General features: G+C 58.3%; 11 protein-coding genes and 2 pseudogenes. 3 read left to right on the top strand and 10 right to left on the bottom strand.

Going from position 1 to position 14,363, the window contains the following annotated elements; translation table 11 throughout:
* Positions 1–72 precede the first annotated feature (72 nt).
* Both D8Y22_RS12315 and D8Y22_RS12310 read left to right on the top strand, forming a co-directional pair.
* Complete coding sequence (locus tag D8Y22_RS12315) at positions 73–1,197, top strand: glycosyltransferase family 4 protein (protein WP_174811843.1); 1,125 nt, start codon at positions 73–75, stop codon at positions 1,195–1,197.
* On the top strand, positions 1,194–2,684 hold the full coding sequence (locus D8Y22_RS12310) for an oligosaccharide flippase family protein (protein WP_141465004.1): 1,491 nt from the start codon (positions 1,194–1,196) through the stop codon (positions 2,682–2,684). The genes D8Y22_RS12315 and D8Y22_RS12310 overlap by 4 nt, the downstream gene beginning before the upstream one ends.
* 531 nt (positions 2,685–3,215) lie before the next feature.
* On the opposite strand, the pseudogene D8Y22_RS12300 reads toward D8Y22_RS12310, so the two are convergent.
* Positions 3,216–3,383 (bottom strand): annotated as a pseudogene (locus D8Y22_RS12300) (ISH3 family transposase); the annotation flags it as partial.
* Positions 3,384–3,758: 375 nt separating this feature from the next.
* Between D8Y22_RS12300 and D8Y22_RS12295 the strand changes: the two are divergent.
* On the top strand, positions 3,759–4,421 hold the full coding sequence (locus D8Y22_RS12295; RefSeq protein ID WP_174811842.1) for a class I SAM-dependent methyltransferase: 663 nt from the start codon (positions 3,759–3,761) through the stop codon (positions 4,419–4,421).
* A gap of 284 nt (positions 4,422–4,705) precedes the next feature.
* On the opposite strand, the pseudogene D8Y22_RS12290 reads toward D8Y22_RS12295, so the two are convergent.
* The 9 genes and pseudogenes from D8Y22_RS12290 to D8Y22_RS12250 form a co-directional block, all read right to left on the bottom strand.
* Positions 4,706–5,017, bottom strand: a pseudogene (locus D8Y22_RS12290) (ISH3 family transposase); the annotation flags it as partial.
* A gap of 160 nt (positions 5,018–5,177) precedes the next feature.
* Positions 5,178–6,239 (bottom strand): glycosyltransferase, encoded by a 1,062-nt coding sequence (locus tag D8Y22_RS23235; RefSeq protein WP_141465001.1) that lies wholly within the window; start codon positions 6,237–6,239, stop codon positions 5,178–5,180.
* A 5-nt stretch (positions 6,240–6,244) separates the two neighbouring features.
* Positions 6,245–7,177 carry a UDP-N-acetyl glucosamine 2-epimerase gene (locus tag D8Y22_RS12280; protein ID WP_141465000.1) on the bottom strand — a complete coding sequence of 311 codons (933 nt, stop codon included), beginning with the start codon at positions 7,175–7,177 and terminating at the stop codon, positions 6,245–6,247.
* Positions 7,174–8,217: a DUF354 domain-containing protein gene (locus D8Y22_RS12275; protein WP_141464999.1), complete on the bottom strand. Its 1,044-nt coding sequence runs from the start codon at positions 8,215–8,217 to the stop codon at positions 7,174–7,176. The genes D8Y22_RS12280 and D8Y22_RS12275 overlap by 4 nt, the downstream gene beginning before the upstream one ends.
* Positions 8,214–9,296: a glycosyltransferase family 2 protein gene (locus tag D8Y22_RS12270; RefSeq protein ID WP_141464998.1), complete on the bottom strand. Its 1,083-nt coding sequence runs from the start codon at positions 9,294–9,296 to the stop codon at positions 8,214–8,216. Before D8Y22_RS12270 ends, D8Y22_RS12275 begins: the two co-directional genes overlap by 4 nt.
* Complete coding sequence (locus D8Y22_RS12265; RefSeq protein WP_141464997.1) at positions 9,289–10,692, bottom strand: nucleotide sugar dehydrogenase; 1,404 nt, start codon at positions 10,690–10,692, stop codon at positions 9,289–9,291. The genes D8Y22_RS12270 and D8Y22_RS12265 overlap by 8 nt, the downstream gene beginning before the upstream one ends.
* Positions 10,685–11,671 carry a Gfo/Idh/MocA family protein gene (locus D8Y22_RS12260; protein WP_141464996.1) on the bottom strand — a complete coding sequence of 329 codons (987 nt, stop codon included), beginning with the start codon at positions 11,669–11,671 and terminating at the stop codon, positions 10,685–10,687. Before D8Y22_RS12260 ends, D8Y22_RS12265 begins: the two co-directional genes overlap by 8 nt.
* A 30-nt stretch (positions 11,672–11,701) precedes the next feature.
* Positions 11,702–12,781 carry a DegT/DnrJ/EryC1/StrS family aminotransferase gene (locus tag D8Y22_RS12255; RefSeq protein WP_141464995.1) on the bottom strand — a complete coding sequence of 360 codons (1,080 nt, stop codon included), beginning with the start codon at positions 12,779–12,781 and terminating at the stop codon, positions 11,702–11,704.
* A complete protein-coding gene (locus D8Y22_RS12250) occupies positions 12,778–13,326 on the bottom strand; it encodes an acyltransferase (protein WP_141464994.1) in 549 nt (182 codons plus the stop codon). Before D8Y22_RS12250 ends, D8Y22_RS12255 begins: the two co-directional genes overlap by 4 nt.
* Between the last annotated feature and the right edge of the window lie 1,037 nt (positions 13,327–14,363).

The raw sequence follows: 14,363 nt of genomic DNA, 5'->3' as shown, positions 1-14,363 counted from the left end.
TTTCCGTTCAGAATTCCGGGGTGTCACTGTGGTTTTATGTACGCACTCAGTGTGGAAATAGCTATTCGTCAGATGTCACTACATGTCTGTTTCATCTCGAGCGGTGTGTACGGCTATTTCAATCCGGACCGAGCAACCCCGGGCGGTGGCCGCGAACGACAGCAGTATCTGCTCACGAAGGAACTCGCGAAGCGGGGATTTGACGTGTCGATCATTACGGACGACTACGGACAGCCCGAACCCGAGCGGTTCGGCGACATCACGTTCTGGAAGGGGTCCACATCGGAGATCGGGGTCAAGCAGTTTCCCCGACGGGTCGGAACGCTCGTCCGAAAACTGCATCAGGTGGACGCAGACGTGTTTTACATTCGCGGAAGCCCCACGCTCACCATCGCGACGGCACTGTACTGCAACGCGATGGGACGTTCGTTCGTTCACTGCGTATCAGGCGATATACTGGTCGACCCGGAGATGATCTCGGAGCGATTCTCGTCCGTTGGACAGGCCTTTCATCGCGTGTACATTCGCGCCGCGGCGAGTGCCGATCGCGTCGTGTCGCTGACGAACCACCAGCGACGGTTGTTAGCCACCGAGTATGGGATCACTGCACAGGTCGTGCCGGTCTGTTACGATTATCCGAACGAGTCGGAACTCGTCCCACACCGTGATCGCTCGTACGTCCTTTGGGTCGGGCGAATTTCTCAAATCAAACGGCCCTTGCAGTTCGTCGACGTTGCGGATGCCATGCCCGAGCGGGAGTTCGTCATGGTCGGCGGGGAGTCCGAAACGGAGCCCGAGTTGTACGCCGAGGTACGCTCACGAAGCGAGGAGATAGACAACTTTCGGGTCGAAGGCTACGTGTTGCCGAGCGAAATCGACGAGTATTACCGCAACGCGTCGGCCGTGATCCACACCACGGAGACACAGGGGATCGGAAACATCACGCTCGAAGCATGGCGATACGCCACGCCCGTCGTGTCACTATACTCGACACTGGACGGCTTCCTCCCGGAGACCGAGATTGGTCTGTACGCCGGCGGGTCGTTGGCACAGCTGAGCGACCAGATACGGTCAGTCACGAGCGATCCGACGCTGGCGGAAACCCTCGGGACGAACGGCCGTCAGCACCTGATCGAAAACTACTCGCTCGAGCACATTACTGACGTCTACGAGGATCTGTTCACCGCGATCGCATGACCTCCTGGGAGATTCTCCGGGGGTTTCTGTCGATCGCGTCTGGACGGGCAGGAGGCTTACTTCTCGCGGTTGTCATCACTCCCGTACTCGTTCGTCTGCTGGGGAGTGGAGGCTACGGCGAGTATGCGTTCGTTCTCTCCGCGTACGGGCTATTGATGGTGATCGTCAACGGCGGTGTCGACGCGGGGCTCAGAAAGTACATTATCGAAGAACACGCTGAGAGTCAGTGGCAACAATCCGTTTTTGGTTTCTTTGCTCGAGTCGCGTTCGCCCTGGCGATCACCGTTTCACTCGCACTGTTTGTGTTACTCGAACTCTCCGTTCTCGAGTCGGTTTTGGAGCCACCGTTCCGCGGGTACTTCTACCTTCTCTGTCTACTGATAGTAACGACGCAGTGGTACTACGTCGTCCGAAGCGGACTGATGGGACTGAAATTGGAGTACTACTCGGAACCGCTCGACGTCGCTCGAGAAGCGCTGTTCGGGCTCTCGGCGATCTCGCTCATTATCGTCGGCTACGGCGTCAGCGGAGCGCTCTACGGACACGTTATTGCCACAGCAGTGATCGGCACGGCTGGATTCGCGGTCCTTCGGCGACGAATCCCGTTGACAAGTGTGTTCAGTTCACCACCGGAGAGCATCCACAGGCGGGAACTCCTCTCGTTTAATCTGTTGAGCGTCGTGCTGACGCTGTTGATGGTCTCGTTGTACCACGTCGATATTCTTCTCGTCCAACTGATCGTTGGAAGCGAACAGACCGGCTACTACCGCGCAGCGCTCGTAATCGCCGAGTTTGTCTGGTTCTTCCCGATCGCGATCCAGATCCTGTTTTTTTACTCCTTCTCGGAGATGTGGTCGAAACAACAGTACCGGAGAATCACTGCCCTTTCGTCTCGAGTGACCCGATACACGCTGTTGCTTACCGTACTTCTCACCCTCGGACTCGCTGCGCTCGCGGATTCGTTCGTCCCGCTGTACTTCGGTCCGGAATTCTCTGCGGCAGTGACGCCGCTCCTGATTTTACTCCCGGGGGTGATCGGCTTCGCAGTCACGCGGCCGATGTTCGCGATCAGCCAGGGGAAAAATGAAGCGGCGGTTCGACTGCTGATCGGGGCGACGGGAGTCAGCGCCCTTCTCAACCTGGTGTTGAACCTGGTGTTGATCCCGCGGTACGGAATGGTGGGGGCAGCGGCGTCGACGAGTCTCGGGTACGGGTCGATGGTGTTTCTCCACACCGGTGTGGCGCGACGAATCGGGTTTGATCCGGTTGCAGATTTGCGGTTCGATCGAGTCCTCCTGACGGCAGCCATCGCTGCAGTTCCGATCTTCGGCCTCAGTGCCCTCATCGACTCCGATTTACTTTCCTTGCTCGTCGTGCCGCCCGTGGGACTGGCCGTCTACGCTGTAGCTGCGTTTCGATCCGGGGCGATATCCGTTTCGGAGGTGTCCGATATAATTGCCATTGTGCCCGATTCGCTTGGGAAGTAGACCAATCAGGGGGCGAGCCGGATCTCTCTGCGCGCAGTCACATACTTTTCCGCTCTGTTGAATCGCTGTGAGGCGGTGGATTTCACTGTTTGACGGCTCCGCTTGCTGTTGTAGATAGCACATATCAGATAGAGGTGTGTAACTCGTACTACCAAGTTCGCGCTCGCACGGCATAGTGATTCGTAGATGTTTTTGAGGATGCTACCGTAATAGATACTGTAATACGATCTACTCTAGCTCGTCTGCTCGCTTGGCGAGCATCTGAATCAACTGTTGTACGGTAATTTCCTCCTCTTGCACGAGCGTTGTATCAACAGCAGATTCGATCGGTTCGCCGTAACTTTGACACCCGTGTTCGGTCATAATCTGTGTGAGTTTTTCAGCTACCTCATCGCTGATTGTAACCGCTGTATACCCGTCAGGAGGCATATCTCTCTATTCGCCCGTATTCAGTACGTATTACGGTAAATCTCTCAAAATCTATCCTGATACGGACCGTTGTAGTTCTTTACCGGTGATCACCGACCCCGTCCGGGTGATCACCGGTAAAACGCTACAACAATCCGTATGAGTCACTAAACCCTCGATCCCCGGCATCGTGATCAACAGAAGCAGTTCCAGAGAAAGAGCCTTGAGTTGCCGGTTCGAAATGAATTCGTCCGGATCGGTGAGTACCTGCTTGAGTTGTGGGAGGTTCATCAGATACGGATCCGGATAGCGGATGAATCAGATTTCTGACTTACCTGCTCCCGACATTACTACGTGTTAGCCAGCTGGCCGCTTGGATTGAGTGGACAACTATCGATTATAGAGGGTGTTATAGAACGGTTCGTAAACCTTGCTCTGGTGACCTCGATAGGCGATAAGTACAGAGGACTTCGATTTGACTCTGCTGACGAGTTAGACGGGTTCGAAGTCACCGCTCAATACCGTGTCGTGCCCTGATACGGATTGCTGTAACGATTTACCGGCGTACCCGCCGCCCGGGTCGCGGGTGCGCCGGCAATGACTTACAGTAAACCGTATGAGATATCCGACCAAATCATTATTAGACGTTGAGTAATGGTCACCTCTATGTCGAGTGCCCATGCAAAACATCTAGCTAAGAAAAAAGCGATCAAACCCTTCTTGTCTCAATCTAATGCTGTACTTCATATCGGGTGCATCGGCTATGAGGACTATCTTTTCGATGATGATGTGTGGCTACATTCGTGGATAGACGATCATGCTGGAGATCTTGTCGGGATCGATCTCCTGGAGGAGCAAGTGGAGAGAGGGCAGGAGAACGGATATGAGATGTACGTGGAAGATGCTCAGGACTTCGACCTCGGACGCCAATTTGATGTTATTGTCGCTGGGAACGTGATTGAACACCTCCCAAATCCAGGGCTATTCTTGGACTGTTGTGAAAAACATTTGACCGATGATGGGGTCTTGCTGATTACAACCCCTCATCCAACCTATCTCCGGTCAGTATTGAATTACATTATAAAAGGAAAACACACCCCTTCAGGGAACCACACAATGTATTTCGAAGAGTCGACAATGAATCGAATCTGTGAATTATCAGACCTCTCTCTTGTCAAAAATGTTCCGTTGACCTATAATAAAACGCCCAAGTCTTTACCGGGATATATAATTAATAAATACGAGGCACTTTCCCGCCGGTTCGGGTTTTTAACCCACATGATCGCATATCAAATGCTGTATGTGATTCAAAAGGCCGAGGACTACTGAAGACCTACTGAGCAAGTGATTTACCTCGAACAGTCCTGAAACGAATAACCTTGTGAACTGCTCTATGACACCCTCATTATCGCTAGTTGTCCACTGTATCGATCACATCACGAATAGATTCGAGGAAATAGACGAGGTGTGGGGCAAAACCAGCGTATAACCTGAGTAGAAGACACCGCAACGAAGAGAACCTATCACGTTACATCTACTTTGTCGGGAATCAGGGGAATGAGAAAGATAGCTGATGCTAGCGGCCGTCCTCGCTTCGCCAGAAGCGAGGCGGCTTACCCAAGTCCGTGATCACATTCGACTGGCAATCCAACACCGTTCGTTCGATGCTTCCCTTTCCATCCCAGTTCGGTGTCTCATACCCGTTCGATCCCGTGGAGAAACGCATCTCCGAACGTAAACTCCACGGCCCACTGTAATACCAGCCACAACTGCTCTAACAAGAACCCGACACCCACGTAGAAGAGGCGAATTGTCGTTGGCGATGTTGTCGTCACTGCACGCGCCTCACGGAACTTCTCGTAGCTCTTTTCGATCTGCGACCGCTTGTTGTAGATCGTTGCAACCTGCGCTGGCGTCCGGTCTTTAGTACTCCGGAAAAGGTTTTGAGGAACGGGTGCTCAGAACAGCGGCCTTGGCGTCAGTAGCTGGACTCCTCCGATTGGATTCCTCAATAGCTTCCCTGGATCACTAAGCCGTGCGAGCGCTTGACGGCGGAGTCGACGGTTTTGGTCATCCCCGACACGGCTAGTGGTTCAACGTAGCCAAGATCTCTTCCCACGAACGAGACACTGCTTCGTACGACCCAGCGTCTTCGACCCACCGTGTTTTCGGTGACCGCTCGAGACGACAATCTTCGCCTCGAAGAACTCGTTCGATTCTGTCGGCGTACGCGCCGGGATTTCCGTCTGGAACCAGATATCCGTTCTCTCCGTCGTCGACGATGTCCGGAATACCACCCAATGGAGGAACGACGACTGGTATGCCAACCGTGATCGCCTCGATTACTGTTAGCGGCATCATCTCACGCGTCGACGTGAGGACGTAGACGCGAGAATTTCGGTAATACTCGAGTTGCTCGTCCGTCCACCCAGCCAGTTCGACGTGATCTTCGAGGCCCCGCCGACTGATCAGCGCTCGAATATCCGATTCTAACGGTCCGGATCCAACGAGAACGGCCGAAAACTCGACAGAACGGCGGTGAAGTTCGGTGAGCGTATCAATAAACAGGTACGGATCTTTTTCAGGGCTGATCCTCCCGAGCCACAGAATATCGTACTCTGGATCGGCTACTGGCGTACTCTCGCGGTAGGCGTCGTCGATGGGGTGAAACACCCTCCAAATCCGATCTGGATCAACGCCGTACTCAGCGAGTCGATCCGCGTAATCGTGACCCGCGACTGTCACCACGTCGAACCGCCTGAACCACCATTTAATCGCTGGTCCGTACCAGTTCTGAGCGTGCCCGTCAACGTCTCCGCCAATAATGCCGAGGTGTGTCGGCGTTCGCGTGACCGTTCCGATCACAAACGCGAATATTCCGTACGGTATTAGCGAGAACGAAACGATAAGGTCGTAGTCGTCTCGAACGGCGGTAGACAACCCGATGAGCAGTATAAGTAACACGTCGAGAATGCGAACACCGATCGTCGGGGCTCGTTTGTATCGAATGTGTGGGTCTGGCGATCCGGGGCTCGCACAGACAACGGTCGTATCCGCGGTCAGCGCGAGAGGCTTTACGTGGGTGTCGACCTTTTTTGGGAAGTTCACGAATCCGCACAGCACGAGTGTTTTGGTAGTCGTAGACATGATCTTTAGTCGGAGTTCGGTCCGGTCCCGATCCTTTCTTCGAGGATGGCAACTAGTTTTGCGGCGGTGTGGCCGTCGCCGTAGATGGGCGGGGCCGACTCCGGCCACGAGTCCGCTGCGATACCCTCAAGAATCGCCGTCCGATCGGCACCGACGAGCCGGTTCCATCCACATTCGACCGTCTCTCGCCACTCCGTCTCCTCGCGGAGCGTTACACAGGGGGTCTCGAGGTAGAACGCCTCCTTTTGCACCCCGCCCGAGTCGGTCACGACGCGTTCGGCACCCTCGAGCAGTCGAACGAAGTCGAGATAGCCGACGGGATCGATAACGGTGTGCGCTCGCGTCGTCTCCTCCCATAGTCCATACTCCCGTAGTGGGCCCGCTGTTCGCGGATGAATCGGGATGATAACCTGTTTCGGTGTCGCGGCGAGTGCCCCGAAAATCGCCTCGAGTCTCGCCGGATTATTGGTGTTTTTCGCCCGGTGAACCGTGCTCAACACGTATTCGCCCGGCTCGATCCCCAGCCGATCGAACACGTCGTCCACAGCCCGTTCTTTCGCCCAGCGAATGGCGTCGTATCCGACGTCGCCGACGACGTGGACGCCGTCCGTAATGCCTTCTTCTTCTTCGAGCATCGTCTTCGCCAGATCGCTCGGTGCGAACAGCAGATCGGAGACGTGATCCGTGAGGACTCGATTGATCTCCTCGATACCCTCGATCATCGCCGCGGTCTGTCGACCGTGCGTATCGGAGCCGACACCGAGGTTGTAGTCCGGATCCGGTATCGAGAGCTCTTCGAAAAAGACCGCCGACAGGTCGTCGCTGTAGTGTTGACCCGTGTGAACGAGGAGCTCCTCGTGATCGGGTTCGAGTCGGCGAGAGACCACGAACGCTTTGACGAACTGCGGGCGAGCACCGACGATGGAGACGATTTTCATGCGTCACCGCCGACGTCGTCGATCTGTTCGAGCATATACTCGGTGACGTCGATTTTCTCCTCGACGAGTCGCGCTCGCTTCGCCGACCATGTCTCCCGCAAATCAGGAGATTCGAGCAAGTCGCGGACGAGTTCGATCGTTTCCTCGGCGTCCGATCTGGAGTACAGGAGCCCGTACTCGTCCTCGAGTTCGACGAAGTTGCTCATGTCGGCCTCGCCGGCGAACGTATTCGAGCGAACCGCCGGCGTGCCGAGGACGGCGGCTTCGGTCGACATCGTCCCGGAGTCGCCGACGTACAGGTCGGCGTAGTACAGCAAGTCGTGCATCCGTTCGGGCGGGATCGGCAGGCGGTAGGATTCGAACTCCTCGGGGAGCGTTCGCTCGCTACTGATGTAGACCGCGCCGTACTCGTCGAGAAGCGATACCAGTTCGCGCTTGGACTCGTTCGAGAGGCTGCGCTGCCCGACATCGTGGTGTGCGCCCCAGGAAACGAACCGAACGACTGTGTACGGGTCGTCGGGTTCGATGCCGAACGCTCGGAGCGAATCCGGATCGGGAGTGAACCGATCCGGATGGAGATACGCGAGTTCGTGGTACCCGTCGTACGTCCGGTGTTTGTCGCCGTGATCGACGTCGAAGTTCGCCGGCGTACAGAGGCGATCGACGAACGGGAGCGTCAGCGACGACGCGAGTTTGACCGGCTCGGTGTCGTTGAACGCGATCACCGGACAGTCGAGCAATTGTCCGGCGTGTGCGGTCGCAGGATTCATGACGCAGAGCGCGACATCGGGTTCGAATCGCTTGACCATTCGAATCGTTCGAACTTCGCGCGCCAGCCACTCGGAGAGCAACGAGAGCTTCCGAGTCCCCATCCTCGAGATGGGGAGGTGGTCGATCTCCTCACTGTCGAGCAGTTGGATCGTGACGTCTTTCTCCCGGGAGAGCACCAGCACCTCGTGGCCGTCCGCCTCGAGCCCGCGAATGGCGTGTTTAAACAGGTGGACGTGTGCGGGGTGGCTGACGTCGAACAGTACTTTCATCGCGTATCGAATTTCGGTGGCTGGTCGTCGATTCCGACCGATTCGGAATCGGATCGAGTCGTCTCAATTCGGAGCTCTTTGTCCTCGTTGTGCTTCATATCGAACACCATCGCAAGCAGCATGAAGAGCCATCCCAGCGCGAACAACAGGAGGCTCGAGGCCGCCTTGAGGTGGGCCTGTTCGTCGCGGTCGGTCGCCGTGTAGAGCGTTCGGAGGCCGCTGAGTATGCCGCTCCCTGCCGTTGCCGCGCCGGCGTAGTACAACAGTGCAAGCGGGTGGAAATCCCGTACCAGATACCTGGCCTGTAACCGCCAGAGGAAACTCGAGAGTAACATGAGAGAGACCTTTCGGATGTACTTCGGGTACATGATCCCCGACTGTTCGGTGCCGTATATCGCAGGAATCGCCACGTCGGCGACCCGCATCTCCTGGACGTTCAACTTCACCAAGAGATGATTGCAGTAGCCGTAGTCCTCGTAGAGCCCCTCGATGTCGACCGCTTCGAGCGCGTCGCCGGAGATGGCCGTGTACCCGTTCTGCGGGTCGGTCGTCTTCCAGTAGCCGCTGGCGATCTTCGTGAGCACGGAGAGGATCGTATTCCCGACAAAGCGCCACGTTGACATCCCCTGGTGGAACTCTCGAGAGAGAAGTCGAGTGCCCTTCGCGTAGTCCGCTCGATCCTCGACGACCGGATCCAGCAGCCGTTCGAGGACGAGCGGATCCATCTGATCGTCGCCGGCCATGACGGTCACGATATCGAGTTCGTCGTCAAGCGCCGCCATGTACCCGGTTTTGATCGCGGCTCCGACACCGCGATTTCGGTCGTGTCGAATCGGTTGGATTCGCGGCTCGAGTGCGGCGCCGCCGTCGGTTCCCGTGGTTCGGTCGGCGTGAGCGGACTCCGTCTCGTTGAGGCGGTCGGCAGACCGCATCAGTACGTCCCACGTCGCGTCGGTCGAGCCGTCGTCGACCACGTACGCGCGGTCGACGAACGACGGCAGTCGCTCGAGAACCGAGCCGATGAACCCCGCTTCGTCGTGCGCAGGGATGACGACGCCTACAGTGTGTTCTCTATACACCGCGATCACCTCCGACACCGATCGTGTACAGTCGGTGGCCGGCGTCGGTGATCGCAGGGGCGTCGAGCGCGTCGCGTCCGTCGAGGACGAACAGCTGACCGCTCGAACGCTCGAGTTCGTCCCACTGTATCGATTCGAACTCCTCGTGGGGCGTGACGACGACGACAGCATCGAACGCTCGTTCCTCGATTTCGGGGAGAGAGAGCCGCTGAAGGTCGAACTCCGCGACGGATTCGAGCATCGGATCGACGCCGTACACCAACGCGTTCTGCGCTGACAGTTGTTCCGCGATAGCCAGCGACGGCGACGCCCGAATCTCCTCGACGCCCGGACGGTACGTCAGCCCCAGCAGGAGTATCGAGGCGTCCGAGAGCGCCATCCCCTCGGCCTCGAACTCCGCCCCGAGTTTCTCGACGACGAATCCTGGCATCGAATCGTTGACCGCTCGAGCGGTCTCGAGCAGGGGTGTCGGCGTCTCGAAGGGCGCGATCACGAAGTAGGGGTAGAAGGGGATGCAGTGGCCGCCGACGCCCGGCCCCGGCCGGTGGATGTCGCAGTAGGGCTGGGTGTTCGCAACCTCGATCGCCTCCAGAACGTCGATTCCCAGCTCCTCTGCCATCGTCGCCAGTTCGTTTGCGAGCGCGATGTTGACGTCGCGGTAGAGTCCCTCGAACACCTTCACGGCTTCCGCGGTCGTCGCATCCGAGACGCGAAGTACGTCCGCGTCGGTGAGTTCGCCGTACACGAGCTCCGTCACGCGCGCACTTTCAGCGTCGATTCCGCCGACGACTTTCGGATACGCACCCCGGATGTCCCTGAGCGCGCGCCCACTCGAGGTTCGCTCGGGACAGACGGCGAGTCCGAACTCGCCGATCGACAGGCCGGATGCGGACTCGAGGGCGGGGCGGACGCGTTCGGCCGTCGTTCTCGGCGGGACGGTGCATTCGATGATGACGATGTCACCCGTCTCGAGTCCCGAACCGATATCGTCGGTGACGGCGTCGAGGATCGAGAGGTCGGGTTCGTGTTCGGCCGTGATCGGCGTCGGAACGATCACGACGTGGACGGTTCCGTATTCGGCGGCTTCGAGCGGGTCGGTCGTCGCCGAGAGCGCCCCGTTCGAGACGAGTTCCGCGACGAGTTCCGGGAGTTCCGGCTCTCCTTTGACGTGACAGTGACCCTCGTTGAGTTCCTCGACGACCGCGGAATCGATGTCGGCCCCGAGGACGTTTCCCGTCGTCTTCGCGTACATCGCTGCGAGCGGGAGCCCCATTTTCCCGAGTCCGTACACCGACACGGGAACGGAACCGGTTCGTAACGCTTCGATCTGGGACTCGACGGACTGCGCCGAATTGTACAACGACGCCCGTTCAGTTTCGGAGTGGTGGTTAGTCATCTGTGATCCATGACGGGGCAGGGAGATCCGTGCCGGTCTCGTCGATTTTCTGTGCGACCTCGAGCGCGTGGAGCCCGTCGCTGACGGTCACCGCCGGTTCGCCGTCCGAAGCGACGACCTCGAGGAACGATTCGAGTTCCCTGGCGAGTGGCTCCTCACCGTAAATCTGTGGCTGCTCGATGACAGTCATTTCGCGAAACAGCGCTCGCCCCTGCTCCTCGAGATATTCCGGCATCGAACTTCGGTGAATATCGATCGACTGGTCGTTGTAGTCCAGTTTGACGAGGCACTCCTCGGCGGTGATATCGAGGGTTCGCGCCGTTTGCTGTGTCAGCCGACTCGCCGTCAACGATGCCATCACGCCCGAATCGAACTCGAGCAGTCCCGTGGCGTGTCTGTTCCCGTAGACGCCCACACTCTGGATGGACGATGGCATTTCGTCAAGGAGCATGAGGACGATGTCGATGTCGTGGATCATCAGGTCGATCACGGCACTGTCCGCGATGTCGCGGTTCGGCGGCGGGCCAAGCCGCCTCGATGTGATATCGATCACGGTCAACTCGTCGAGAAATTCCTGGAGAGCGACGATCGCGGGATTGAATCGCTCGACGTGTCCGACCTGGACGACCTCCTTCGATTCCTTCGCCTTCTCGAGGAGTTTGTAGCCGACCTGGAGTTCGTCGACGACCGGCTTCTCGATCATGATCCCGATGTCCGTCTCGAGACACTGGACCGCGAGATCGTAGTGGTGAACAGTGGGGACGACGATGGAGGCCGCGTCGACGGAGTCGAGTAACTCCCCGAGACCCATCGCCTCCGTACTGTACTCGTCGGCGACCTCTTCGGCAAGCGCTTGGTCGTAGTCACAGATGCCGACGAGATTCGCTGACGGGAGGTTGTTGTACACTCGTGCGTGGTGTTGGCCCATACTGCCGACGCCGATAACACCGACGTCGATCGGGAGAGTCTCTGCTGTCATTGATGTTCGTGGTGAGGTCGGTAGTGCATCTCAGGTGAGATAGCGTGTGATTACCGTCGAGATCCGATCGATCCCTGCGTCCGTAACCGAGGGGTGGACGGGAAGCGAGAGCACGTCTCGCGCCGCTTGCTCTGCGAGCGGTGCGTCGGCGTCGATCTCGTCGTACGCAGGCTGGCCGTGAATGCAGGTGGGGTAGTAGACGCCGCTCTCGATATCGTGGTCGGCGAGGTGATCCGCGAGCCGGGTACGGTCGTGTGAGCGGACGCGAACAGTGTACTGGTGGAACGCGTGTTTCGCCGGGGGCGGTTCGACCGGAAGCACGAGATCCGTGTCCGAGAGTCCGGCCGAGAGTCGCGTGGCATTTTCCCGACGTCGCTCGACGAAGCCGGGAAGGCGCTCGAGTTGCACGCGACCGATCGCCGCTGCGAGGCTGGTCATGCGGAAATTGTGGCCGACGGTCGCGTGCTCGTACGTTCCGGTTCGACCGTGGTTGATAAACTGCCGAACGCGCTCCGCAACGTCGGCTCGATCCGTGACGACGATCCCGCCCTCGCCGGTTGTCATGTTCTTCGTCGGATAGAACGAGAAGCACGCGGCGTCGCCAAACGTTCCGACGGGACGCCCGTCGTAGGTCGCCCCGTGTGCCTGTGCAGCGTCCTCGACGAGCGCCACCTCGAGTTCGTCGGCGAGATCGACAAACGCGTCCATCTCCGTCGGCAGTCCGTAGAGGTGAACGACGACGATCGCGTCGATTTCGGCGTCGGCTGCGACCGCTCTGGCGGAGTCGGGGTCGAGGTTGTACGTCGTCGGATCGACGTCCGCGAACACCGGTTCGGCACCGACGTGTCTGATCGCGTTGGCCGTCGCGATGAACGAGAACGGCGTCGTCAGCACTCGGTCGCCGGATCCAATCCCGAGCCCGGACAGCGCAGCGTGAAGTGCGGTCGTGCCGTTCGACGTCGCGACGCCGTGAGCGGCGTCACAGTACGCCGCGAACTCGTGTTCGAAGTCGCGGACTTCGGGCCCGTCGGCGATCGTCCCGCTTTGGATAACGTCCGAAACGCGTTCGATCTCTGCTTCACCGAGAATCGGCTGTGCGATAGCGGTCATTCGATACGGTTTCCTCCGTGCAGTTGTTTGGGAAGCGGTTCGTGCGTGGCCGGCGCGCCGATCGCCAATCGCTCCGGGGGAACGTCCCGCGTGACGACCGCCCCAGCACCGACGAACGAACCTCGTCCGACCGTGACTCCGGGGAGAATAGTCGCGTTCGCGCCGACCGAACTATGCTCCTCGAGCGTTGGTCCACGGAGATCTCCCTCCGTACGCAGGGGAGCCGGATCGTTCGTCAGAACCGCGTGAGGCCCGACGAATACGTTGTCACCGATGGTCGTGTTCGTAGGTACGTAGACGCCCGTCTGTAGGCTCACATTCGAGCCGATGTCGGTATCACCGTCGATAACCGCGTTCGTCCCGACGAGGACGTTGTCCCCGAGGATGGTCCGTTCTCGAATAACCGCGTTATGTCCCGTCTTCAGTCCGTCACCGCTGACGACGTCGTCGTAGATGATCGTGCCGCTTCGAATCGTCGCGTCCGCGCCGAGAACTGGCGATCGCGAGTCCTGGCGGTACTCGTTTCCGATCGTTGCCTCTTCCATCTCGTGTGCAATCCCGCTGTAAACGGCCAATAAGTGAGGCGATCGTTCTACGACGTAATCTCACTAATACACCTTCCAGCGATCCAGTCTTCGCACCCGAGCGAACCAACGTGGCCTTTGGACGGTAATCCTCGAGCGTGACGTTCGACCACCGGGAGCGGGTCGTCGTTTCCGTCGAGCCTCCGTCCCGAGGGTAGGTAGTAATTCATCGTGAACTCGAGTCGGTGACGCGGACCGATGGCGGAGTCGGCGACGCCGCCGTTTGGCAGGACGTGATGGATTCACTCCGATGACAACAGCGTTTTTACCCACCATTACGATCCTCCCCACAGAATGAGAATGTCTGGCGTAGGCCGCAGGGGCGTCCCGGTTCGACATCCCCAAGCGATTAACTACCGGTTTGTGCCGACATCAACGGCGTCGAGCTCGGGCTCGTCAAACTCGAGTGCCTCCGCGACGGAGTCCGAAAGTTCCGGGCGTGGCGCCGACTCGTGGCGTTCGATTTCTCGGTTGCACGCGTGTTTTCGTAGATGGCGCGTGCGACCGGGAGTCCGGCGTCGATCAGTGTCTCCAGCTGGTCTTTGATTTGCACCACGGTCGTTTTGCTCACTCCGTTCGCTTTACTCCCTGATTCAAATCTTCCCAACGCAACGAATTTGCTGCTCGCGTATTTGCTCGCGGCAAAATTAGTGGGTTGGGGCAGGTAAGGTACGCAGTACGTACGAATCCTTCCCCCTCAGGACCGCGCGCGAGACGCCTTCTAACGGGCATCCGTGACAACTATGACCACGGACAAAGACGATCTCGAACCACTCGATCCGAGGACAGCGCAAGAACTCTTCCTCGATCACAAGGCGACGAACTGCACAGAATCAACCGTCCAGAATCATCGATACCGCACAAACCACTTCATCGACTGGTGCGACGAAGAAGGAATCGATATGCCTTGTTGAACGCAAGACGGCATCGGGGTGGGGTTGCTGATCTACAATTTCACGGCGTTAGAGACGGCTTTTCGACCTCAGAAGATGCAGTAG

Origin of the sequence: Salinadaptatus halalkaliphilus (assembly GCF_006543045.1) — an archaeon.
Lineage (GTDB): Archaea > Halobacteriota > Halobacteria > Halobacteriales > Natrialbaceae > Salinadaptatus > Salinadaptatus halalkaliphilus.
The sequence above is the reverse complement of the archived record's forward strand: the minus strand, read 5'-3'. Positions and strand labels throughout refer to the sequence as shown.